The sequence below is a fragment of the Paenarthrobacter sp. genome, from assembly GCF_031180005.1.
Lineage (GTDB): Bacteria > Actinomycetota > Actinomycetes > Actinomycetales > Micrococcaceae > Arthrobacter.
Window position 1 is genome coordinate 29,872 of sequence record NZ_JAPSHI010000021.1, and the last position, 24,126, is coordinate 53,997.

The following is a 24,126-nucleotide window of genomic DNA, read 5'->3' on the forward strand; positions in this document are numbered from 1 at the left end:
AACTAGGCCGGCGCCGTCAGGCGCGCGAAACGGAGGATGCCTAGGATGGCCGGGGCCAGCTCATCCTCCATCTGGTGGTAGACCTCTTCCGCTCGTCGGTAGGGGTCTACCACGTCGTTGTCTGCAGGATCGGATGGCAGCGCGAGGTGGCGGACTGAGGCCGCCCTTGTGGGAAGCGCACGCCAGAACTCCTTGATGTCACCGGCCGGCGCCGTATCGCCCCGGTTCTCCAGCACGGAGAGCATTCGGGCAAATTCCCGGACGGTGAAGGTGCGTTTCAACAAGGACGCGTCCAGCTGGAGGACTTCGCCGCGGTGCTTGGACGTCATGGCCAGCACCAGGTCGGTTTCTTTGAGGATCTTGGGAGTCAGCTGCCGGGCTGCAAAATCGTCCGGGCTTCCCCGGAAGGTGCTGATGATCCGGGCTGAGACCGGCTGGATAGGCTCGCCCACCATGGCCCGCGTTCCGGCGCTGCGAACCTCAAAGGATCCCGGGCTGACCTGATTGAGCCCGGTCTGCAGCAACCGTTCGGCCACGGGGGAGCGGCAGATGTTTCCGGTGCAGACGGTGAGAATCCTGAAGGGATGGGGCGATTCCACGTAAGGCTCTTTTCTAGCGGCGACTGGGGACAGCTGAGGTCCCACCCCAAGTTAACACGACGGGCAGCGAGGACCTTGTCAACAACGCAGAGCCACGCAAACAGGTCCGGGCTGCCGCCTCGGCAAGACAAGAACGCTTGACTGAAATCACCCGCTCCGCATATTCTGAACGAACGGTCGGTAATTTATTAGGAGCAACCATGGCATCGCAGAATCTGCAGTCAGTGCCCGCTGAGCTGTCCCCGGAAGAGCAGGAGCGGGAGGCAGCCGGACAGGCGTATTTTGATCGCATCATTTCGGAGGACTCGCGCATCGAACCGCGCGACTGGATGCCGGCGGCTTACCGCAAGACTTTGCTGCGCCAGATCTCGCAGCACGCGCACTCGGAGATTATCGGCATGCAGCCGGAGGCCAACTGGATCACCAGGGCGCCGAGCCTGAAGCGCAAGTCCATCCTCATGGCCAAGGTCCAGGATGAGGCCGGCCACGGCCTGTACCTTTACTCCGCCGCTGAGACCCTGGGCCAGTCCCGGGACCAGATGATGGAGGATCTGATTGCCGGCAAGGCCCGGTACTCGTCCATCTTCAACTACCCCACGATCTCCTGGGCTGACATGGGGGCCATCGGCTGGCTGGTTGACGGTGCAGCCATCTGCAACCAGGTTCCCCTGTGCCGTGCCTCGTATGGTCCTTACGGTCGCGCAATGGTGCGCATCTGCAAGGAAGAATCATTCCACCAGCGCCAAGGATTCGAGATCCTGCTGGAGCTTTCCAACGGCACGCCCGCGCAGAAGCAGATGGCCCAGGACGCAGTGAACCGCTGGTACGCGCCGTCGCTGATGATGTTCGGCCCGCCGGATGACGATTCACCCAACTCCGAGCAGTCCATGGCTTGGAACATCAAGCGGTTCAGCAATGACGAGCTGCGTAGCCGGTTCGTCGGCATGATGGTGGAGCAGGTGCGGGTCCTCGGCCTGACCTTGCCTGACAAGGACATCCGTTTCAACGAAGAAACCAAGAAGTGGGAGCACGGACCCCTGGACTGGAACGAGTTCAAGGAAGTCTTGGCCGGCCGCGGTCCCTGCAACTCGCAGCGCGTCGAGCGCCGCCGTGAGGCACACGAAAACGGTGCCTGGGTTCGCGAAGCCGCAGTGGCCTACGCCCGCAAGCAAGCACAGAAAGAGAACGCAGCATAATGGCTCCTCACGGCAACCCGGAAGCACCGGCCAGCGCCGCCAGCGAAATCAACCGCGAGGCCCCCAAGGTTGCGGCAACCAACGCTGAAAGCACGACGACGGCACGCGCCTCAGGCCCGGACGCCACCTCGCGTGGCGCCCAGGAAGAAACCCCCTGGTCCCTTTGGGAGGTCTTCGTCCGCTCGAGCCGCGGCCTGTCCCACGTACATGCTGGTTCCTTGCATGCCCCGGATGCGGCCATGGCCCTCCGGAATGCCCGCGATTTATACACGCGCCGCAACGAAGGCGTCTCCATCTGGGTTGTCCCGGCTGAGGCGATTTCCTCCAGCGATCCCGACTCCAAGGGTTCCTTCTTCGAGTCCCCGCAGGGCAAGGATTACCGCCACGCAACGTACTACACCAAGAGCGAAGGCGTGAAGCACCTGTGACCACCCAAGAAACTGCTAAAGACACTGACTTCGCTATTGAAGGCCACGGCGACATCTCCGTTGGCGTCCACGGCGCCGGCGCGTCCGGCGATGGCTCGGCCAGTGCCACCCGCATCACGCCGGGCAACGCGCTCCGTCCGGAGGACATCGCCCTCGAAATCCAGCGGGGGAAGGTCAAGCCCAGCGAAGACGTTGCAGAGTTCGCCCTTCGCATCGGCGATGACGGCTTGATCCTTGCCCAGCGCCTGGGCCACTGGATCTCCCGCGCTCCCGAGCTTGAGGAAGACATTGCCCTGGGCAACATCGCGCTGGATCAGTTGGGCCACGCGCGTTCCTTCCTGACCTATGCCGGTGCCGCCTGGGGTAAATCCGAGGATGACCTGGCCTACTTCCGTCGCGAGCACGAGTTCCGCTCCGCCCACTTGTTTGAGCAGCCCAACGGCGACTTCGCGGTGACCATCGCCCGGCAGTTCATCGTGAGCTTCTACCAGTACGAGCTCTACACCAAGTTGATGGGGTCCACCGACGCCACCATCGCAGCCATCTCCGCGAAGGCCGTGAAGGAAGTGGATTACCACCGCGACCACAGTGCACAGTGGGTGCTCCGCCTGGCCGGCGGCACCGATGAGTCCCGGGCACGCATCGTCCAGGGCTTCAAGCTCGTGTGGCCGTATGTGGACGAACTCTTCGAAGACGACGAACTGACTACACGCCTGGCCGAGGCTGGCGTCACTGTTCAGCCTTCAAGCCTCCGCGCGGAATTCGATCGCCTCACCGGAGAAATTATGGCCGAAGCGGAGTTGGAAATTCCCGGCGTCCCGCAGACACTTGGCGGCGGCCGCAACGGTAAGCACTCCGAGTTCATGGGCTACATCCTTGCTGAAATGCAGGTCCTGGCCCGCGAACACCCCGGCGCGAGCTGGTGACCAGCATGAGCACCCTGGAAAAGACTGCTGAGCAGCGGGCCTGGGACATCGCTTCCACGGTCTGCGATCCGGAGATCCCGGTCCTCACCATCGAGGACCTGGGGATCCTCCGCGGCGTGCGGGTTGTCCCGTCGGCGGCCCAAGCTCCCGGTTCAACCCAAACAACAGGCCAGCACGACGGCGGCGCCCCAAGTTCCGCCGTCGAGGTCACCATCACGCCCACCTACTCCGGGTGCCCGGCGATGGACGCCATTGGCGACGACCTGCGCAAGGCCTTTGAGAAAGAGGGCTACGCCAGCGTGCACATCAACCTCGTGCTGTCCCCGGCGTGGACCACCGACTGGATGACCGAATCCGGCAAGGCCAAGCTGGAGGAATACGGGATCGCCCCGCCCAGTGGCATGGCTGCCGCAGGTGGCCATTCCGGTCCCGTCCGCCTGAGCCTGGCCGTGAAATGCCCGCAGTGTTCGTCGTTGAACACCAAGGAACTCACCCGCTTTGGTTCCACGTCCTGCAAGGCGCTGTTCGTCTGCCAGGACTGCAAGGAACCGTTCGACTACTTCAAAGTCCTCTAAGGAATTCCATGACCACCGAAACCCAGACGGCCAGCCGCCGTCGTGCGTCTTTCCATAACCTGACCGTCTCGGAGGTCCGGCGCCTCACGGACGATGCCATTGAGGTCACCTTCGGGGTTCCTGCGGAGCTGGCCGGGCAGTACGACTACCTGCCCGGGCAGTACGTGGCCCTGCGCACAACGCTCCCGGATGAGAACGGCGAGCCGCACGAGATCCGCCGCAGCTACTCCATTTGCGCAGAGCCGCGCAGCTTCGAGGACGGCAGCAGCGAGATCCGCGTGGCCATCAAGAAGGACTTGGGCGGACTGTTCTCCACGTGGGCCAACGCCGAGCTGAAGGCCGGAGACGTCCTGGATGTCATGAGCCCGCAAGGTGCGTTCATCTCGCGGCACGGCAAGGACGGCGCGTCTGTTCAGCACAACGTCATGAACTCCATGAACCACCCGGAGGAGCTCGCGGGGGAGCCGGGTAACTTCGTGGCGATTGCCGCTGGTTCGGGCATCACACCGGTCATCGCGATTGCGCGCACGCTGCTGGCGGCTAATCCGGAGACCACCTTTGACCTGGTGTACGCCAACAAAGCCGCCATGGACGTCATGTTCCTTGAAGAGCTGGCGGACCTGAAGGACAAGTATCCGTCGCGCCTGGCGCTGCATCACGTGTTGTCCCGCGAGCAGCGGATCGCCCCGCTGATGACGGGCCGTATTGATTCCGACAAGCTGCAGGCGCTGCTCAGCAGTGCCATCCGTGCCGAGGACGTGGACGAGTGGTTCCTGTGCGGGCCGTTCGAGCTCGTCCAGCTGTGCCGTGACACCCTTGCTGCCCGAGGCGTAGAGCCAGAGCACGTTCGCTTCGAGTTGTTCACCACCGGCCGTCCGGACCGTCCGGAGGGCAACGCCGGGCGACCGGTTGTGGAGGACGAGTCGCAGGACACGTACAAGATCACCTTTACCCTGGACGGTCTCACCGGCGACGTCGCCAGCCCCACCCACGCCCGCGAATCCATTCTCAACGCTTCCTTGCGTGTTCGCCCGGACGTGCCCTTCGCATGCGCCGGTGGTGTCTGTGGCACCTGCCGCGCCAAGCTGATCACCGGTACGGTGACCATGGATGAGAACTACGCCCTTGAGCAGGACGAGCTGGACAAGGGCTACGTCCTCACCTGCCAGTCCCACCCCACCAGCGAAGAAGTTACCGTCGACTTCGACGTCTAAGGAGTCCCCATGATCGAGCTCTCCATTGCCAACGGTACTGCCGAAATCGTCCTCAATTACCCGGACAAGCTGAACTCGCTCAACGAGGACGCGCTTGCCCAACTGGACAAGGCGTACGACGACGCTGCTGCCGCCGCCTCACGCGGTGAAGTGCGGGCGCTGCTGCTTCGCGGTGAGGGCCGCGCCTTCTGTGCCGGCCGTGACATCTCAGGAGTAACGCCGGAAACCGATGATGCCCAGGCGTACCTCGGCGGAATCGTTGAACCATTGCTGAAGAAGATGGCAGCATTTCCGGCACCCACCTTTGCCGCCGCTCACGGGGCTTGCCTTGGGGTCGGGCTGGGGCTGTTGTTGGCCACGGATGTTGTGTACGTGGCGGACAACGCCAAGTTTGGTTCACCCTTTGCCAAGCTCGGTGCCACGTTGGACTCAGGAGGCCACTGGTACTTCACGGAGCGCCTGGGCATGCACCGCACCCTGGACCTGATCTACACTGCCAACCTCATTTCCGGCGCGGAAGCCGTGGAGCAGGGGATGTTCAGCCGGGCAATGCCGGCAGATTCCCTCCTGCCGGTGACCCGGGAGATCGTTGCCCGTGTAGCGACCGGGGCCACCGGCGCGTTCGTTGCATCCAAGGAACTCGTGGCCCACATCCGTGACCAGCGACTGGGCCTGTGGGCATCCATGGCAGAGGAAAACACGGAGCAGGCACGGCTGTGCAAGACAGACGACTACGCCGAAGGTTTCCGGGCCTTCCAAGAGAAGCGGGCACCGGTTTTCAAAGGGTAGCTTTATTGGTCTGAGGCAGGGAGCGCCTTTCCGATTTTCACTATCCGTACCAAGGCGTGCGGCTTAAACTTAGCCACACGCATGAAACGCGCCTAGCGGCTCAGCGTGCTGAGAACGGAGAGCGCCATGCTCCAGATGATCATGTGCAAGCTAAACCTCCACCACCGTTGGCACGTGGAATCCGCGGAGGATGGCAGCGGCCGGTATAGGCGATGCACCCGCTGCGGCAAATACGACCGGGACTGGGATGGCAGCGGCTTTATGCACTGATCAGGCCCGGATTCACCATCCGAAGGTGTTTGTAATGGCACGGTCGGTCTTGTAGTCGGCCTCATCCGGATAGGCCCACCGAAGGATTTTGTACTCGTCTCCGTGCCGTATTGCTTCAATGGCAACAAACTCCTGGTTCCCTGCCCGGTTGAACTCCACTACTATTCCGAGCACTTTTTCTTCCCCAGGCACCAACTGGTAGATTTTGGGAACCCAGATTATTGGCTGCGGGTCGGCTTCGTGCGTTGCTGCCATTTCCGCTTCGCTTTTCCTGCACTCATCCACGTTTTGTTCACTGGAACTGTCCAGAAGGTCGCAGAATCTGCCGTCGTGACCTGCCAAGGAGTAGGCGAAGGTAATTCCGAGGTCACTCGCTTTGGCGTCATCGTGCCCTTGGGCGCATCCGCTCAAGGGGAGCGCGGCTACTGCAAACATTGCCACGAGTGCCAGGTACTTCCTCATGCTGTGTTGCTCCTATTTGGCCGCTTCGCCCGATAGCACTCTGGCCAGTTCCTCAGGTGAGAGTTTCATCCACGCCGAATCTGTGGACCCCTGCAGCGCGGCTTCCGGACTCTGGGTTTGGACCCACCATTTAGCTTCGAAGACGTGCTGGCCCAGCATCACGCGGTCGCCCTTGTGATAAACGGTTGCGACTGACCATGTCGGATATGTTCCGGCGGGAACGGTGACTTCAGGCTTGGGCCGGTCGCCGGGCAGGACGGGGCCGATCAGTTTCCACGGCGCTGCAGCTCTGTCCGGGACGGGGTCGTTGGGAACCTCATCTTTGGTCCACCACTTGGCCTCGTAGACGTTGCCCTGCCAAACGATCCTGTCCGACTGCACGTACGTGGCCAAGGGAGACCAGATCGGGTAAGGGCTGGTAGCGGGGTCGTCCACTACTGCCGTGGCAGTGGTTGTGCCCGTCGGCAGCACCGGCGCGGGGGAGTCAGCGGGTCTGGAGTCAATGTCGGCACCCAGCACGTCCGAGAAACGTGTGTCGCGCTGAGGCACGCCACTGCAAGCGTCGGACACCACAGTCAACGTGGGATAGTTCGGGCCGCATTCGGCGTCCCGGTTCAAGGACCACATGGACATCCTGCCTATGCCTTTACCCTGCGCGAAGTCGTGCAGACCTTGGGCGTCGGCGAGCGTGAAGACGTCGGCCACGATGTCGTTCTGGCCGATCATGGGGGTCAAGCCAATTTTGCGCCACAGGGTTTGTGTCCCAAGGTTCTGTTGCGCTGCGGAGTAGATATCACCGAGCTGGAGGTGAGTTGCCTCGGCTGCAGCGATTGAGGCCTGCAGCATGGACTGTCCGGCCACACGGCTTTCGCCGTAGTCCATGGTCATGATGTTCACGCCGGCCAATTCCACACCGGATGAGAGCATCTGCTCGACGGCGGCCGTCCCGTCTGCCGTCAGCCCCGCCGGAGCCACGGGTAGCGTCAGCCAGACGGAGAGGCTTTTGCCCTCGGCCCGCTTTCCTTGCTGAATCGCGCCGATGGCTTTGGCTTGCCGTGCGACGGCTGCCTTATCCGTCAGGGCGGTTCCTTCGATGTCGAGGTCAACGGTGTTGAGGTCGTAGCGGTCAACCACGGTCGAGTAGGCCTGCTGTAGCCGGTCGACGTCGGTGCACGCGGTGGCGAGTTCCTTGTTTGATAGCCCACCGAAGGAAACGGCGATGTCACCGCCGGTTTGCCGGAGTCTGGCAATGCGCCGGTCAAGATCAAGGTCTGAGGCGGCCGCGTCCAGGCTGTAGAAGGAGCCCCACGATGGCGTGCATCCGTCCTTGGGGTCGGCCACGATGAACGACAAAACCACCGACTTTGTGGTGTCGCTGACTGGCTGCTCGAACGCGTACCGAGGCGTCGCCGTCACATCGACGTACCCCGTGAAGAGTGAAGGTGATGCTGCTGCGGCGCGGGTGTCAGTGTAGTTACGCCAGGAAACGACGCCGGCACCCACCACTACCGCTATGACCGCCAGCAGCACGGAGAGCCGAATCCAGGACAGCTTTCGCCCAGGAAAGTGCTTGGACATTAATCCCCCAACATTGAGACCCAAAATTCCAGCGAGCAGAGGTAAAGCCCGTGGGTGAGGCCAAGAACTGTTCCAACAAATTCCGTCGACCAAACGGGAATCGGAAGCTCCTGCTATCGATTACTATAAGGGCAATCGGCGACGCTTTTGTTACAGCAGGCGGACGTTCAACCGGCTACCGGCCGGAAGGCGCGGGTTCACAGTTTGATGGGGAATAATGACGGACCAGTTGGTTGATTTATCCGATGTCGAGCGGGACACCAAAGAACTTCCCGCCGACCGTCTGGAAAATACAGGGCGAAAGCGGCAGTGGGGGGCGGAGCGGCGGTCCGAACCGTTGGCTATTGTTCACCCAACGCCGTCGTCCCGAAAAATTGTCCTTGGCAGGCTTGCCATGCTTGTGACGGTGGGTGCATGGCTTTATTACGTTGTCTCAACCATCATTCGGCAGCTTGTTGACAATCCAAACTCCGGATTCCGCTTCGGATTCGAGTCGATTTCGTACCTCATAGTCGTCACGTTCCTGACGTTTTCCGCCCTGATGTACCTCATGGCACGGCAAGGTGCGCTGTACCGGTTCAAGGAACACCGCAGGGTACCTCGGGGTGAACTTGATAATCACTTCGCTAACTACAAAGAGGCCGTCACGGTGTTGGTGCCGTCCTACGCCGAAGAACCCCAGGTTGTGCGGGGTACATTGTGGTCGGCCGCCCTTCAGGAGTTCCCGGATCTTCGAGTGGTGCTCTTGCTGGATGACCCTCCGCACCCCACCGAGCCGGAGAAGATCCACCGCCTTGAACAGACCAGGGCGCTGGCGGGGCAAATTGCCGATGCAATGGCTGCCCCGGCAGAGCGTGCCAACAATGCCTTGGCCACCTTCCGGGAGAGACATGCGTCGCCCCTGGCAGAGGAGGCCCCTGCCACGGTCGAAGTGTACGAGCTCCAACTCCTGATCGCGGAGTATGAGGCAGCGGTGGAGTGGCTGGAAGCGATGGCTGAGGCTGAAACCGTTGAAGACCATGTGGACGAGTTCTTCGTGGACCTGGTCATCATGGGACTGGCTCGCGAACTTCGCTTGGTCTTGTTGGCGCTGAACGCAGCGGAGGCTCAGAATACGGCTCCGAACCCGGAGCGAATGGAACAGCTCTACCTAAGGCTCACATGGATTTTCAACGTTCAAACCGAGACTTTTGAGCGCAAGAGGTATGCCAGCCTATCCCACGAAGCCAACAAGGCCATGAACCTCAACGCCTACATTTCCCTGATGGGCAAACGTTGGCGGCGGGAACAGACTGCTGGAGGCGTGGTTCTTCGTCCGTCCCTGGTTCCGCATGATGACGATCTGTTGGTTCCGGACAGTACCTATCTGCTGACCTTGGATGCGGATTCCCTGCTGCTGCGGGATTATTGCCTGCGCTTGGTGTACTTCCTGGAATCTGCGGGTAACGAGCGCGTGGCAGTGACGCAAACACCCTATTCCTCATTCCGAGGTGCGCCTACCCGGATTGAGAGGATCGCAGGTGCCACCACGGATATTCAGCACATTCTGCACCAAGGCATGACATTTTATGGAGCCACTTTCTGGGTGGGCGCCAACGCAATTATCCGTAAACGTGCCCTCGAAGACATCGTTGAAGTTGAGACAGTAGGCGGGTTCGAAATCCGCACCTACATTCAGGACCGCACCGTCATCGAGGACACCGAATCCAGCATTGACCTGGGCACTCACGGATGGACACTCGTGAATTATCCGGAGCGTCTGAGTTACAGTGCAACGCCACCGGATTTCGGTTCACTGGTGGTGCAGCGTCGGCGCTGGGCCAACGGTGGCCTGCTGATCCTTCCCAAGCTTTGGAACCAGCTCTCGCAGCGGCGACACCAGCGTCAACGGGTACTCATCCGCGAGGTTCTCCTGCGTGTGAACTACATGGCGTCGATTACCTGGGCAAGCTTCGGACTTCTTTTCCTGCTGGCTTATCCCTATGACAGCAGGCTCCTTAGCCCTGCGGTGTTTATAGCTGCGTTGCCGTACTTCCTGTGCATGGGTTCCGACCTTCGCGATTGTGGCCATCGCTTTAGCGACATTTTCCGGATCTACGGCTTCAACCTCATTCTGCTGCCCGTCAACCTCGCCGGCGTCCTGAAATCACTCCAGCAAGGCCTGACGGGGGACAAGATCCCCTTTGTGCGAACCCCCAAGGTCAAGGACCGGACAGCCGCCCCCGCCATTTATGTCCTGATTCCTTACGCCATCGTCGCATTCTCGGTACTTACTGTTTGGAGGGACGCCCAGCAGGGAAATTGGGGCAACGTTGCCTTCGCCTCACTTAATGCCGTGTTGGCCATGATGTGCATCCAGTCGTACATCGGCTTGTGGAACTCGGTGGTGGATGTGGTCCTGGGAGCAGTCAATTGGCTTTACGTTTCGCCAAAGCCGAAGGCAAAGCCTGAATCGTTGGTTGTCCCCAAAACGGCCGAGGAAGTTGATTGGGAATCTATCCTCTACCACGGCGACCGCCGGCTCAACCGGGACCTCCGCGGCGGAACCGACCGCCGTCGTCGAATTTCACTTCGCTGATCCTGGCAGCGATCAACGAAACAGGACAGTGAACGACGAAACAGGGCCCCCGCCATCTGGCGGAGGGCCCTGCTTGGTTCTAAACGCTAGTCGGACCAGATGCCTCCGTCGAGCAAGGCTACGGCGCTGTCGAGGATGCCATCACTGGTATCAGCAACAGCAATTTCCACAGTGACAGGTACGCCCGGCTGCACAGGAACGGAACACGTCAGGGCGGTGGTCATACCGTCCATGGCGGTGTTGAATCCGCTTGCGCCCGCGGCGTTGTCAATGTAATAGCTCTCATTCGTGTGATCGTTCACGCTGTTCACGCTGATTGGACTCTGGGTACCGGGTACCAACGCGCAGTTGGTTCCATCGACGAAGACGCCCATGACGTCGTTGTAGTCGCTGCCCACGTATTCGGGGTATTCCTCGCTGGCAAAGAAGTAGCGAACATGGAGGGTGTCGCCTGAAGGAATGATCTTGGCCCAGTAGGAGGCCGCATCAAAAGTGGGCAGACCGCCGATGAAGTTGGACAGCGTGGTGTTTCCCGGTGTTCCCAGATCGCTGGAAGCCTGCTGATCGGGTGTGCCAATGGAGTTCTGCATGTTGCCCGTGGACAAGATCCATGCGGCGCCACCGGGACCATAATCGGTTGCCCTGCCCCACTGGGACGAGTCACCAGCTCCGCCGTCGTCTTCCACGGTGATGCCGTCCCCGAATACTTCCGCTGTGACGTCATCAACGGGTGGCGTGACGGGCTTGCAGAGTTCACCTTCCCAGAGAACCAGGTTCTTGGTGATCTCCTTCTTCCACTCGTCAGTCAGCTTCATGCCAAAGACTTCGACGCCGGCGACCACACCTATGCGGCCAGCCAGGCCGACCTCGTGCGCGCAGGTTTCCGGGCCGGTGGCGTACTTGGCGTATGTGTCGAGTCCACCAGTGAGACCTGCGATTCCGTATAGCTTTGCGGTCAGGGTGGGGCCGATGGTCACTGAAGATTCACTGGTCAGCTGAGGGCCTTGGAATGTTGCTTCGGCATTGCCGCCGTACTCAGCGACGGGCTGGAAGTTGCCGTCTTTGTAGGACATGCCAACCGTAGTGGTCGCAGATGCTGCCGCCGTGACGTAGGTATCTGCGGTCCATTCGCTCTTGGCGTTGAGGTCGATTGAGGAAATGAACTGAATGTCCACGGGGACCGGGCCCACTTGGATATGCGCCCAGGTGTTGACCGTGCCCAGGTTCTTTTCCGCTGTTCCAGTGAGGGTTCCCGTTGCCCGGGCAGTTGTTTCGGCGGACAAACCAGTGTCCAGAGTGAACTTCGCTTCTTTCAGTGACGCCCAGTGAATATCCACCTCTGCGTTGACAGCAGAATCAACACCGAATTCACTGCTGAGTGCCAGAGTTCCGGTGCCTTCCACATCCACTGTCTTCCACGCCGTTCCCGTTGCGGATTTGCTCAGCGTGTCAGAGAATTTGAAGGTTTTCTCGAAGATGGGCAGGGACACATCACTGGTTGTGGCCAATTCGTCTGCTGGAATTCGACCCCCTTTGCGGTTCAGAGGAGCCGCAGAGGCCTGGTCGTTATCGATGATCTCGACACCATCGGCCGGAATGAACTCCTGCTTGACGATGGTGGTGGTCGGGGTCACCAAACCATTGGTGTCGTAAATGGCGTCCGGCAGAGTGGCCTGTTGGACAACAGCTGTCTGCTTACCGTCGGATGCATTAGTAACCTGCTGAACGCGAACCAACATACCGTCCGGGGTGAACTCCGAGAAACCCGAAACAAGCACGTTGCCGGGGTCTATATCCGGAGCTCCCGCACCCACGGAGTTGAACGTGATGATTGTGTCGCCCTGAACGTATTCTTGGGCCAGGGTGGTGGTATCAATCACCAGGGTATCCGGAGATGTCACAACACCATCTGCTGCAGGGGGCAGGGATAAACGGTACAAGTATGCCGCCATGGCGTCGCGGTTGATGGGTGAGAGCGGGCGGTAGGAAGCCGTGCCGTTTCCGTTATCCCAACCCGTAGCGATTCCCTTCGCGTGGAGCCACGAAATCTCAGAGAAGAACTGCGTTGTGCTGGTGATGTCAGAAAACGGAGGCGTTGCTGGTGCCTGGAAATCAGGCTCGTTCTCAAAGCGATAAAGGAAGGCCGCCATGGCGTCGCGGTTAATCGGGACTGTGGGGCGGTACTCCCGTTTACCGTTTCCTGCATCCCACCCGGTGGAGATTTCCTCCTGGTGAAGCCATGCCATTTCCTTGTAGTGCTGTTGGCCGGGACTGACGTCCTGGAAGGGTGAGGTGCCGGGCGCCGTGAAATCCGGTGATCCCGCCAGGCGGTAGAGGAACGCGGCCATTGCATCACGATTGATTGCGATCAGTGGTCGGTACGTACCGTCGGACCAGCCGGTGGAGATGCCCTCATTCGCTAGCCAGGACATTTCTTTCGCAAACATCATGCCTGCGGGTACATCGGTGAACGTCACGGCATTTTCTGTTTCGCCGGCGGCTGTTGCTGCCGTCTGGCCGGTAAGTACCAGGGAGGCACAAAAAATGCCGACCATGACGGTTCGGCTGGATCGGGAAAGGTGGGTCCTTCGGGGGTGCCCGGCTTTGGGGCTGGGCATAGGTGTATCTGGTGGTGTGCTCAAGGGGCGCTCTCTCATAAAAATGAAACGGGCAGCCGCCAATTGCCTCATTGACGGAAGACCAGGGTGCGAACGGAATTATTGTGAGTCATTTAGAGCTGCTTTGCGGTACTGAGCTATCGCAAAGTAAAATATTTCCTGACTACTCCAGCAGACTTCGCATGCAAACGAATTACGCTGTTGCCGTGATCATAAAGGTCTTTTAGTTATTAAGTCCATATGCACCCCGAGTATGAAGCAAGGGGCCTGTCTATTGCAGCGTCAACAAGGTGGTGGCTGAGTAGATCACTTCTGTGCGGGCAATGCCTCGCTCGACGGCTGGATCCCTGTTGGCTTAAAAGCTCCTGCGGACCCGGAAAGTACTGTGTGTTTAGAAGGTGTCGGAGAAGGTGGTTGAAGGTAGTCCGGTTCCTGTGAATTGGTAGTTGAGGGTGGTTGGGGATGCTGGGTCTTTTCGGGAGATACCTAGCGTGAATTGCAGGTTTCCGGGGTCTACCGCTGTTTTCGTGCAGCGGACTTCTTTACCGTCATCGTTTTGTGCTGTGCAGGACCACCCGGCGGGTTGGAGGAGTTTTCCCGGGATCAGGCTTGCCCCTTCGGAGACGGAGAAGACCACTTCAGCGGTTTCGGCGGTTTCCTGGCCGGCAATGGTGAAGGTGATCGTGGCCTGGACATCGGCTGCGTTTGAGCCCGCCCCGGTGGTGACCGTGGCCGTGACCTCTGGTGCTGTGGGCCGGGTTGGTGTTGGGCTTGGGGTCTGCGTCGGTGACGGGCTGGGTGTTGGGTCCGGGGTGGTGTCCGCTCCTGGTAGTGCCGGCAGGGCTGCCGGGGTTGTTGGCGGAGCGGCCGGGGGCGGGGCTGGCCAAGCGACCGGCCGGTGTGGCGGGACGAGGAAACCCGCGGGGCTTCCTTGGACGCCGTTCAGGGCGGGGAAATCTTCAGGACCTGTGCGGAGTTCTTCAGGACCTGCGGGGAGTTTCTCAGCCGTGTGGCTGGGGGTTTTCGAAGGCTGCGTCGACGGTGCGGCCGGGGCCGGGGTGGTGCCGGTGAGTGGGGACTTCGTGTTCTGGTTATCGTGGGTGGAAGTGGATACCGGGCCCTCACCGGCCTGGGGTGTGCCGGGGGTGTTGGGTCCAGTTCCTGCCAATGCTATGGTGGCGCCCACAATAATGGCTGCCCCGGTCAAACCCGCTGCCCCGACTTTCACCATCGCAGCCACGGACCGGGGAGCAGTGCCGTCGCCGACACCGGCCCCCGCAATCCCACCGGCGCCCGCAAGTCCAGCGGTGCCCGTGATTCCAGTGATGCCCGTGATTCCAGGGGCGGCCGAGGTCAGGGCCACTCCCGCGATCAGGGGGAAGATGATGGCCCTCATGGCTGACTGGACATCGTTGAGATCCAGAAGCAGGGCCGTGCATTTTGAGCAGGATTCCAGATGGACCTGGACTTTGTGGTGCGCCCGCCGGCTCAACCCATTCCGGGAGTAGGCCCCTAACTGGTCCGGATACCCTTGGCACTCCTGACCGGTCGCGTCTTTGATATGGCCCTGCAAATACGCTTGCCGCAGGCCTTCCCGGGCCCGGATCGCCAGTGAAGAGACCCCGTTCGGGGTGATCCCCAGTACCTCCGATGCCGCGGCTGGTTTCATTCCCTCAATGTCCACGTACCAGAGGACTTCCTGCCAGCGCACCGGCAGGGACTTGAACGCGGCGGCCACCGTGCTGGACTCAAACCCGACAACGGCAGGGTCCTCCGGATCCTCCACCCGGTCCAGGACGAAATTATCCGAAACCGGCAGGCTACGGGCGGCCATCCGGTTTTGGGCCTGCGCGATCCGCCGCACCGCCGTCAGCAGATACGCCCTAAAGAAAGTATCAGGACCCTTGCCACGCATCAGGGCCTGATGAATGGAAACAAAAGCCTCCGAAACAATGTCCTCAATATCTGCCCTGTTATCCACCTGACCCGCCGCGACGTACCGAGCCATATCCCGGTGCCGGTCAAAAAGACTCGCAAAAGCCCCCTGATCCCCCGACCGAACCCTCAGGACAAGATCAGCATCACTCACAGTCCCCAACGCCGTAGCTGTCACTGAATCAGGTCCAGGACAGCGCGGATGATGCTGTCGGTGTCCACCCCGTGGTAGCGGTAGACGTCGTCGATGCCGCCCGCTTGGCCGAAGGCGTCTACACCCAGGTTGCGGCTTTTGACTTGGTTCACGTTGGCGAGGAATGCCAATGTGTGGGGGTGTCCGTCCAGCACGGTGACCATGGGGACGGCGCGCTCAGAGGGCAGTATTTGATCCAGTATCCAGGACGGCGCGTCCTGGTCATGTCCGTTGCGACCCTGCAGCGCTTCGTAGAGTAGGCCGGGGCTGGTGACGCAGACGACGTCAACGGGAGTGCCTTGGGCGGCGAGCCGCCCTGAGGCTGCGAGGGCTTCCGGGACCAAGGCGCCCATGGCCACGATCGTGGCGGACGGTGTCGCGGCCGCGCGCAGCACGTAGCCGCCGGCCACCACTTGGCGACGGCGGCGCTCACGGGCGGCGGGATCCTCGGGGACCGCGGCCAGTTGTTGGTCGACGGGTTTTGTTGAAAGCCGCAGGTAGGCGGACTTGCCGTCCGGTCGTCCGAGTTGGGACATGGAGGCGAGCAGCGCCCACTCGACGTCGATGGCGAAGGCGGGTTCGTAGCTGGTGCAGCCGGGCTGCTCAAGGCCGATGGACGGCGTCTTGATGGACTGATGGGCACCGCCTTCGGGTGCCAAAGTCACGCCCGACGGCGTGCCCACCAGGATCGACTGTCCGCCGGCGTAGATGCCGTAGGACCATGGTTCCAGGGCACGCTCGACGAATGGGTCATAGAGCACGCCGATCGGGAACAACGGTTGGCCCCACCGGCTCCAGGTTGCCCCAAGCTCACCCAGAAGGCTGACAAGGTTGACCTCGGCTATGCCGAGTTCGATGTGCTGCCCAGTGGGCTTTTCACGCCAGTGCATGACGGTCTCGGTATCGTCGCTGAACCAGTTCTGGCGCTCTTCCACTGACCAGACGCCCACCTTGTTCAGCCAGCCGGCGAGGTTGGTACTGGAGCTCACATCCGGGCTGACGGTCACCAGTCGGCGCGCCACTTCAGGCGCCGCGCGGGTGACGTCCAGCAGGGTACGGCCCAGAGCCGCCTGTGTGGTTGCTGTGCCCGAGGGCGTCCTGCCGAAATCTGACGGGACTGAAGGTGGTGCCACCGCAGGCTCCGCGGAGCGCCGGAGGGATTCCGCTGTAAATCCCACCAGTTGCCCTTCGGTGCTGGCGGGGTCGAAACGCGTCCAAGGGGCGTCGGGGTTCTCGCCCATTGTGTGGGCGAGTTGGCGGTACTGATCGATAGTCAGCAGCGAGGAGTGGTTCTGCGGGTGCCCTTCGGTGGGCAGTCCGTTGCCCTTGACGGTGTAAGCGATGATGACAGTGGGGCGGGTGTCATCGATCTGGGCGTAGGCCTCGCGCAATGCGGCGAGGTCGTGCCCGCCCAGGTTCCTGATTGCCCGGGTCAGGATCTGGTCCTCGACGCCGGCAATAAGTTCCGCGATGGCCTCACCTCCGGCGCCCTCACCCGGAAGCCTGCTGCGCAGCTCCTCGGCAGAGCAGCGCAGGAGCCGCTGGTATTCGGGATTGGACATCTCAACAATGCGTTTCCGGAGTGCGTCGCCTCCTGGCCTGGCCATGAGGCTCTCCAACAGATGGCCGAAGCGCACCGTGATGACCTGCCACCCGGCGGCCTCGAAGAGGCGCTCGATCTTGCCCGCAGCGATGTTTGGCACCACCCGGTCAAGGGACTGCCTGTTCAGGTCTACGATCCAGACGATCTCACCAAGATCGGCAACGTTCGAGTCCAGCACGGCCTCCCAAACGGCGCCCTCGTCCAGTTCGGCGTCGCCGACAAGCGAGTACTGGCGCCCACGGTTTGGGGTGCCGCTCACGGTCTCAATGTAACGCCGCGAGATGGCACCCCAGATCGGTGCGGTGGCCCCGATGCCCACAGAGCCCGTGGAGTAGTCAACGGGATCCGGATCCTTGGAACGGCTGGGGTAGCTCTGCAGCCCACCGAACTCACGCAGCGTTGTGAGGTACTTTTCATCCAAGCTGCCCAGCAGGTAGTTGATGCTGTGGAGCACCGGCGAGGCGTGGGGCTTCACCGAGACACGGTCCTCGGCGCGAAGCTGCCCAAACCAGAGCGAGGTCATGATCGTGGCAATGGAGGCACTCGAGGCCTGGTGCCCTCCCACCTTGATGCCGGATGTGTTCGGCCGCACTCTGTTTGCGTGATGGATGATGGATGTCGAAAGCCACAGAACACGGCGTTCGATCGCTGCAAGTGCTTCCAGTTGGGGGTCGTCGAGGGTCGAGGCGGTCTTCTCCGCCAGGTCATCGCTGACTGGGGTCAGGTTCATTGGATGCCTTAAAGGGTGTGAGGTGGTCATGGGGGTGCGAGTAGTTATTGGGCGAACAGTAGTCCGCGCTTGAGGACTCCAAGCGGCGTTGCAAGAGTGCTGATGTCCTGCATGGGGTCCGCCGCCGTGATGATGAGGTCGGCCCACAGGCCGGGCCGGATGCGGCCCGCTTGCGTCTCCATCCCGAGCATGTCGGCGGCTTCACAGGTGGCAGACTTCAGTGCATGCTGTGCTGCCAGTCCGGCGTCGACATAGCGTTCCAACTCGCGGGCAATGAGGTCAAAGGTGACGTGCGCAGGGCCTGCGTCAGTACCCGCCACGATTGATACGCCGGAGTGTAGGAACTCGGTCACGTTGGTAAACCGCGATTCCAATCGCGCCACCACGTTGCGGTCCTGCGGGTTGGCTAGTACCGGGTGGCCTTGTCGCAGTTGCCGGGAAACGATGTCCGCTGAAACGACGGTGGGCACAACATGGATCCCGGCATCAGTCGCCCTGCGCAATAGCTCGCGATCGGGAGCACACTGCTCATCCGGCCCGAGCATCGAGGCGTGTTCCAAGGAGTGCACGCCTGCCTCGATGCACGCGACCATCGAGGCAGTGGCGTGGGCATGGGCTGCAGTCCTCATGCCGTAGGAGCCGGCGATGACTACTGCCTCACGGAGCAGCGTGGGGTCGAATTCGAAGACGCTTGGACTGGTTCCGGGAGTAAATCCGCCGCCGCTTGCCATGAGCTTGATCCAGGTGGCGCCGGCCGCATGCTGTTCGGCGATGATGGCCTCGACGTCGTGGCGGGTGCGTACCTCTCCGCCCATGTCGTGGCCGTGCCCACCCACACGGCAAATCGGTGCACCGCAATGAACCACGGTGGCGACATCGGAGGCCATACCCAAGGCTGCCCTCATGGGAGCAAGCAGGTGCCTGGGCGTCCCGCAATCCCGCACCGTGGTTGTCCCGGCGCGGAGCGCAATCCGTGCATTGGCCACAACCTGCGCAACGATCTCGTCATCGCTGCTGGCCTCATAGGTTCCCTTCGGGTCATCACCACCGTCGAAGGCCAGATGAACATGGGCATCCATCAGTCCGGGAGCCACGAATTTGCCCTTAAGGTCCAAGACGCTGCCCATGCCAGGTTCACTGCCGGCAGGAACAATACGGGAGATCTGCCCAGCTTGGAGCCACACATCGCTCAGGGAACCAGACGTGCCCGACTCGGGATCAACAACACGTGCATTGAGCAGCACGGTGACGTCGTCGCCTGTCCGGGCTGCGCGGCTGACGCTGTACGGTACGGGACGGTCCGTCACATCAAAGGTGATGGTCATGTTAGTTGCTCCTTGTGCTTACGTGCATCGAGTAGGTTTCGTCCAGCAACTCCCTGAGTGCGTCAGCGGCGAGGCGTACGTCTTCCGTGTCAACGTCCAGATGGGTGACGGCACGAATCGTGGACGGGCCAAAAGCGCCCATCCGGATCCCGCTCTTCTGCAGCAGGCGATCCACCAGCTCTGCCGCGGTGACGGGGAAGTCGACCAGGTCGAAGAGGACAATATTTGTCTGAACTGTTAGCGGATCGATGGAGATGTGCGGGTGGACGGCAAGCAATTCAGCCAGCAGTCGGGCATTCCCATGGTCATCCGCGAGCCTGTCCACGTTGTTGCGGAGGGCAAACGTACCGGCTGCCGCCACAATGCCTGATTGGCGCATGGAACCACCCCATCGTTGCTTGAGACGCCACGCCTCATTGATGAAATCAGCATCTCCGGCCAGCACTGCTCCTATGGGGGCGCCCAGGCCTTTGCTGAGGTCGAGCCAGACTGAATCAAACGGGGCACAAAAATCGTGGGCAGATACACCGGTGGACACCACCGCATTGAGCAGGCGGGCGCCATCCATGTGGGTTTTGATCTGGTGATCCCGTGCTACGTTCGTCACTGACGTGATTCCCTCCAGCGACCAACACGTGCCGCCTCCGAGGTTGGACGGTTGCTCAATGGAGAGCACCGCATTCCGGGCCGATGACCTGCCTTCCGGACGGAGCGCCGCTTCGAGCTGGGCAACCGAGAACACGCCACGATCTGCTGTGATCGGCCTGTACATAGCCCCGGACAGGGCGGGAGCGCCGGTTTCCTCATGGCACAGCGAATGCGCGGTCTCGTCAACAAGGATCGCGTCGCCGGGCCGGCAGTGCAGCGCATAGGAGATCTGGTTGCACATTGTCCCGGACGGCAGGAACACTGCCTCCTCCTTGCCCAGGAGCTCCCGCGTCAGGGCAACCAGTTCGTTGGTAGAGGGGTCTTCACCCTTTTGTTCGTCCCCGACTTCGGCGTTTGCCATCGCCTGGCGCATGGCCTCGGTTGGCCGGGTAATAGTGTCACTGAACAGGTCGATTCTGATGGGGTAGCTTGATCCGACCGGAATCACTGTGCGGCCTTGGGCGCGGTGGCAGTGCGGGGCGGGAACAACTTGTATCCGTCGCGAGGAATGCCCACGCGCACATGGGAGGAATCCGTGCGCTCACGGGTTTCGACCACCAGGGCCTGCTCGCCGACGCCCACCCTGTACCGGAAATGATGGCCGTGATATGACCTCTCAAGGACAGGACCATTGACGGTCATTTCGTAGCCGTCAGACGACGCATCGTCAGGCAGCAACGCCAGCGCTTCGGGACGAACGGCAACCACGACGCCGTCGGAATCGATTGCGGATGGTACGTGGATCGCTTGGTCCAATCCGTCGATTTTGATGGTCAGGGTCCCCTTTGAACGGCCAATCACTGTTCCCTCCAGCAGGTTGCTGGTGCCAACAAAATCAGCAACAAAGAGATCGGCAGGATCGTTGTAGATCTGCTCCGGCGTACCAATCTGGCGGACGGTTCCGGCGGACATGACAGCAATTTTGTCGCTCATTGCCAGGGCTTCGTCCTGATCGTGGGTCACGAACACCGTGGTGACGCCAATCTTGCGTTGCAACTGAAGCAACCAATCGCGGGTCCGTTCCCGCAGCTTGGCATCGAGATTGGAAAACGGCTCGTCCAGGAGCAGTAAGCGCGGCGGGAAAGCCAAGGCGCGCGCCAGTGCCACCCGTTGTTGCTGACCGCCGGAGAGCTGATGCGGATAGCGGTCTGCCTGGTCAGAGAGGTCAACCAGCTCGAGCACTTCATCGACGCGTTTGCGTAGTGCCTCGGCCTTGTAGCGTCGCAGCCGTAGCGGATAGCCCACGTTGTCGCGGACTTTCATGTGCGGCCACACGGCATAGGACTGGAAAACCACGCCGCAGTCGCGGCGTTCCGGCGCCAGGAAGGCGGAGGTGTCGTGGTTGAACAACGTCTGGTCGCCCACAACAATGCTGCCGCCGTCCGGCTTGAGCAGTCCTGCGATGGACCAGAGTGTTGTCGATTTGCCGCAACCGCTTGGCCCGAGCAACGTCAGGATCTGCCCATCTGTGGCAGTCACAGACACGTTGTCCAGGACCGTCAGGCGGCCAAAATTTTTGGTGAGATTGGTGATAACCAGATCAGACATTAGGGCGAACTCCAAACAGAATGCGTCCTGCGCCCAGGACAGCTGCGGTGATGACGAGTTGGATGACTCCGAGGGCCGCGACGGTGCCGCCGAGGCCATTTGCTGCGATCTGAAGCATGGCCAACCCCAGGACCTGTGTTTCAGGGGTCACCAGGAAAACTGCGGCGTCGGCTTCATTGAGCATTGCTACAAACAGCAGGACGTAGGAGATGCCCATGGCTGGCTTTAGCAGGCTGAGGATGATGGTGCGCATCGCCGTCCACCAATCCGCCCCGGCAGAGCGCGCGGCGCGGTCCAGGTCCGCACCCAGCGCCGCAAGCGATGGGTAGAACGCGGCGTAGCCCATGGCTAGCGCGCGAACCCCGAAAGCGATTCCCACCGCCCAAAGTGTGGCCCTGAAAGTTCCGGACTGGTCCAGGATGGCAAACGTCCAGAAGAAGGCCATGCCGGTGATCAAGCCCGGGACGGCACGGGGATAAAGCACGATGTGCTCCAGGGATCCACGGAACCGAAAGCTGGAACGGTGGGCAACCAATGCGATGACGGCGATGCAGGCTGTCGCGATGGCGGCGCCGACTGTGGCAATCAACAAGCTGTTGCCAATAGCTCCGGTGTAGAGCGGGTTGGTCAAAATCGCAGAGAAGTGGTCGAGTGTCAGCAGGCTGAACGGGTTGATCGCGGGGGTCAGAACAGCGGTGACGGAGGCGAGAACCACCCCGCTGAGCGGCACCAGGGTTGCGGAACCCAGAAGAACTCCGACGCCGGCGGACAGCAACCAGCCAAAGGCGCCTAATTTGACGACGTTTGCCGGCCTGGATGACTTGCCGCCGGTGGTGGTGAAGCGGGCGAGGTCGCCGGCCAGGCGGTTGCGCAGCAACAGCAGCAAAGTGACGGCGAGCAACAACATGACCGCTCCTGCAGGCAGAACTCCTCCACCGCCGTCGGCGCTTCCGGTCCACTGCCGGTACAGGTAGGTGGACATCATGTCGATGTTCTTTGAAGTACCAAGGATGAGGGGAATTCCCAGCGTTTCCAGCGCCAACGCGAAGACCAGCAGCCCGGAGTTGAGTAGCGCCGGGCGCAGCAACGGCAGAGTCACCGTGATCAACGCACGGAAGGGACCTGCGCCGGCGCAACGGGCGGCTTCCTCAAGTGTCGAATCACCTGAGGACAGCGTCCCGCGGGCAAAGAGGTAGACCACAGGCGAGCCGAGGACCGTACCCATGACCACCATTCCCGCGACACTGTAGAGGTCAAAGGGGACAGTGAACGGTGTGTATTGCTCCAGTAAATGTGTGGCATATCCGTTCTTCGACCACATTGACTGCCACCCGACAATGAGCACTAGTCCAGGCAGGACCAAGGGCAGGACGATCAGGGCTGAGTAGAGCTTCCGCAGCGGGAGGTCGGTTCGGGCTACCAACAAGGCCACTGTGGTTCCAACCAGAACTGAGCCGATGGTGGCAAAACGGCGAACTGCAAGCTGTTGGCGACGGCTGACCACCAGAGTGGATCGGTCGCCAGTTTTCGGAAGTTCTCCAGGGTACCGCTGCCGCCGCCCTCATAGAGCGGCGTGGACCACAGTGATGACCAGATGATCGGCACGATCGGGCCGAGGATCAGCAGGACTGCGAGGATCCAGACACCGTAGTGGATGACTTTCTCCGGCAGCCATGCCCGTTTGATGTTTCCAACACCCGGAGGCGGTGGCGGGGCCTTGGGGTCTGTCAGTGTGGAGCTACTCATCGCCCGAATGCTTCTTTCCAGCGGTTCTTGAAGGCCGGAGCATCGTTCACCAGGGCCTCATGCCACGTGGCGATGTTGATGTTCTCCGCACCCAATTGCTCTGTTACTTTCGCGAGGTTCACTGGGCAGTCCACCCCGTCCAGGTACGGTGCGAAGCCGCCGGCGCAACCGGCCGTCTGGCCGGCCTTGTCAATCAGGAAGTTGAGGAACACTTTGGCCGCGTTGGGTGACTTACCTCCGGTTGTTGCTCCGGCACCGCGGGGCATGAAGGGTGATCCATCTTTGAAGAACTTGTAGTTCAGCACTTTTGCGGTAGCGCCTGTGAGTAGTGGCCGGGTAGCGCCGGACTGGAAGTAGGACATGGTGTACTCGCCCTGCAGGAGTTTGTTGTACATGGGCCCTGCACTGGCTTCCACCTTGGTGTTCTTTCCGAGTTGGTCCAAAACGTCCCATCCGGCCTCTCCCGCTTTGGCTATGTAGGCGTGATTTACCGTGTAGCCAAACTCCGTAGTGCCGTCGTAGGTGACGATCTTGCCTGTGAGTTTGGGGTCGCTGGACATCTTGGCGAGGGCTTCAAGGGAATCGGGTTGTTCGGATTCGGGCAGGAGGGTGGTGTTGATCAGCGCCATGACCGGGTTCAGTTCCATTGCGAAGACCCCGGGGGCGAGTTTCGCGAAGTCGGGCAGGGGCGCGGCGGCAGGTGGTGTGAAGTCCTGGATGTCACCACGCTTGACCAGATCCAGGAAGTTCGCGCCTTGCAGGCTGACGATGACGTCCGCCGTCTTTCCGCCAGTGGCTTTCTCGTTGAGATAGCGCTGGAAGCTCTCGGTTCCGCCGAGGCTGATGTAGCTGGTCTTGATATCGGGGTACTGGGTTTGGAAAGCAGCCAGGACCGGTTTCATGGTGGCCTCATTCGCCTCGCCGTAAACCAAAAGCGAGCCTTCCTTGCGGGCAGCATCCAGGATTGCCGGGTCCATTGCTGCTGCCGTCGGAATGTCCGTCTTGACGGCGTAGGCGTTGGGGGCGTCATTCCCGGTGCTGCAGCCTGTCAGAGCTGCGAAGCCGCAAAGTGCAGCAACAGCGACTATTGCACGTCGTTTCATGTGGGACTCCTTTGTCACGGCACTGAACTTTAAGTTGGGTCGGTGCTTTTGGTTGGGACTGA

19 protein-coding genes are annotated in these 24,126 nt (G+C 61.2%); 7 read left to right on the plus strand and 12 right to left on the minus strand.

Annotated features, from left to right (window positions below; genetic code table 11):
• Window positions 1-2 precede the first annotated feature (2 nt).
• Window positions 3-599 (minus strand): low molecular weight phosphatase family protein, encoded by a 597-nt coding sequence (locus tag RIF72_RS15000; RefSeq protein WP_309075639.1) that lies wholly within the window; start codon window positions 597-599, stop codon window positions 3-5.
• 200 nt (window positions 600-799) lie between these two features.
• Between RIF72_RS15000 and paaA the strand changes: the two genes are divergently transcribed.
• Genes paaA through RIF72_RS15030 form a run of 6 tightly spaced genes read left to right on the plus strand, consistent with a single transcriptional unit; the run spans window position 800 to window position 5,727 of the window.
• Window positions 800-1,795, plus strand: coding sequence for a 1,2-phenylacetyl-CoA epoxidase subunit PaaA (gene paaA, locus RIF72_RS15005; RefSeq protein ID WP_309075640.1), 996 nt, complete (start codon window positions 800-802; stop codon window positions 1,793-1,795).
• On the plus strand, window positions 1,795-2,223 hold the full coding sequence (paaB, locus tag RIF72_RS15010) for a 1,2-phenylacetyl-CoA epoxidase subunit PaaB (RefSeq protein ID WP_309075641.1): 429 nt from the start codon (window positions 1,795-1,797) through the stop codon (window positions 2,221-2,223). Before paaA ends, paaB begins: the two co-directional genes overlap by 1 nt.
• Window positions 2,220-3,149 carry a 1,2-phenylacetyl-CoA epoxidase subunit PaaC gene (paaC, locus tag RIF72_RS15015; RefSeq protein WP_309075642.1) on the plus strand — a complete coding sequence of 310 codons (930 nt, stop codon included), beginning with the start codon at window positions 2,220-2,222 and terminating at the stop codon, window positions 3,147-3,149. Before paaB ends, paaC begins: the two co-directional genes overlap by 4 nt.
• A 5-nt stretch (window positions 3,150-3,154) precedes the next feature.
• Window positions 3,155-3,724, plus strand: coding sequence for a 1,2-phenylacetyl-CoA epoxidase subunit PaaD (gene paaD, locus RIF72_RS15020; RefSeq protein ID WP_309075643.1), 570 nt, complete (start codon window positions 3,155-3,157; stop codon window positions 3,722-3,724).
• 8 nt (window positions 3,725-3,732) lie between these two features.
• The gene (gene paaE / locus RIF72_RS15025; RefSeq protein WP_309075644.1) at window positions 3,733-4,938 is read left to right on the plus strand and encodes a 1,2-phenylacetyl-CoA epoxidase subunit PaaE; all 1,206 of its coding nucleotides are present in this window, start codon (window positions 3,733-3,735) and stop codon (window positions 4,936-4,938) included.
• A gap of 9 nt (window positions 4,939-4,947) precedes the next feature.
• Complete coding sequence (locus RIF72_RS15030) at window positions 4,948-5,727, plus strand: enoyl-CoA hydratase-related protein (RefSeq protein WP_309075645.1); 780 nt, start codon at window positions 4,948-4,950, stop codon at window positions 5,725-5,727.
• A gap of 282 nt (window positions 5,728-6,009) precedes the next feature.
• Here RIF72_RS15030 and RIF72_RS15035 read toward each other — a convergent pair whose 3' ends face one another.
• Both RIF72_RS15035 and RIF72_RS15040 read right to left on the minus strand, forming a co-directional pair.
• Window positions 6,010-6,459 carry a hypothetical protein gene (locus RIF72_RS15035; RefSeq protein ID WP_309075646.1) on the minus strand — a complete coding sequence of 150 codons (450 nt, stop codon included), beginning with the start codon at window positions 6,457-6,459 and terminating at the stop codon, window positions 6,010-6,012.
• A 12-nt stretch (window positions 6,460-6,471) separates the two neighbouring features.
• Window positions 6,472-8,037 carry a chitinase gene (locus RIF72_RS15040; protein WP_309075647.1) on the minus strand — a complete coding sequence of 522 codons (1,566 nt, stop codon included), beginning with the start codon at window positions 8,035-8,037 and terminating at the stop codon, window positions 6,472-6,474.
• 217 nt (window positions 8,038-8,254) lie between these two features.
• Between RIF72_RS15040 and RIF72_RS15045 the strand changes: the two genes are divergently transcribed.
• Complete coding sequence (locus tag RIF72_RS15045) at window positions 8,255-10,615, plus strand: glycosyltransferase family 2 protein (protein ID WP_309075648.1); 2,361 nt, start codon at window positions 8,255-8,257, stop codon at window positions 10,613-10,615.
• An 86-nt stretch (window positions 10,616-10,701) separates the two neighbouring features.
• Here the strand turns inward: RIF72_RS15045 and RIF72_RS15050 are convergent, their stop codons facing one another.
• From RIF72_RS15050 to RIF72_RS15090, 9 genes are all read right to left on the minus strand, one after another.
• Window positions 10,702-13,233, minus strand: a complete 2,532-nt coding sequence (locus RIF72_RS15050; RefSeq protein WP_309075649.1) for a choice-of-anchor L domain-containing protein — start codon at window positions 13,231-13,233, stop codon at window positions 10,702-10,704.
• Window positions 13,234-13,624: 391 nt separating this feature from the next.
• The gene (locus RIF72_RS15055; protein ID WP_309075650.1) at window positions 13,625-15,346 is read right to left on the minus strand and encodes a sigma-70 family RNA polymerase sigma factor; all 1,722 of its coding nucleotides are present in this window, start codon (window positions 15,344-15,346) and stop codon (window positions 13,625-13,627) included.
• Complete coding sequence (locus tag RIF72_RS15060) at window positions 15,343-17,694, minus strand: pyruvate dehydrogenase (RefSeq protein WP_309075651.1); 2,352 nt, start codon at window positions 17,692-17,694, stop codon at window positions 15,343-15,345. The genes RIF72_RS15055 and RIF72_RS15060 overlap by 4 nt, the downstream gene beginning before the upstream one ends.
• Window positions 17,695-17,738: 44 nt before the next feature.
• Window positions 17,739-19,019 (minus strand): amidohydrolase family protein, encoded by a 1,281-nt coding sequence (locus tag RIF72_RS15065; protein ID WP_309075652.1) that lies wholly within the window; start codon window positions 19,017-19,019, stop codon window positions 17,739-17,741.
• A gap of 1 nt (window position 19,020) precedes the next feature.
• The gene (locus RIF72_RS15070) at window positions 19,021-20,115 is read right to left on the minus strand and encodes a GntG family PLP-dependent aldolase (protein ID WP_309075653.1); all 1,095 of its coding nucleotides are present in this window, start codon (window positions 20,113-20,115) and stop codon (window positions 19,021-19,023) included.
• Complete coding sequence (locus RIF72_RS15075; protein WP_309075654.1) at window positions 20,112-21,215, minus strand: ABC transporter ATP-binding protein; 1,104 nt, start codon at window positions 21,213-21,215, stop codon at window positions 20,112-20,114. The genes RIF72_RS15070 and RIF72_RS15075 overlap by 4 nt, the downstream gene beginning before the upstream one ends.
• On the minus strand, window positions 21,208-22,647 hold the full coding sequence (locus tag RIF72_RS15080; RefSeq protein WP_309075655.1) for an ABC transporter permease subunit: 1,440 nt from the start codon (window positions 22,645-22,647) through the stop codon (window positions 21,208-21,210). The genes RIF72_RS15075 and RIF72_RS15080 overlap by 8 nt, the downstream gene beginning before the upstream one ends.
• Complete coding sequence (locus RIF72_RS15085; protein WP_309075656.1) at window positions 22,632-22,961, minus strand: hypothetical protein; 330 nt, start codon at window positions 22,959-22,961, stop codon at window positions 22,632-22,634. Before RIF72_RS15085 ends, RIF72_RS15080 begins: the two co-directional genes overlap by 16 nt.
• Entirely contained in the window at window positions 22,958-24,064 is a 1,107-nt protein-coding gene (locus RIF72_RS15090; protein ID WP_309075657.1) for an ABC transporter substrate-binding protein, read from the minus strand. Before RIF72_RS15090 ends, RIF72_RS15085 begins: the two co-directional genes overlap by 4 nt.
• Window positions 24,065-24,126: the final 62 nt, after the last annotated feature.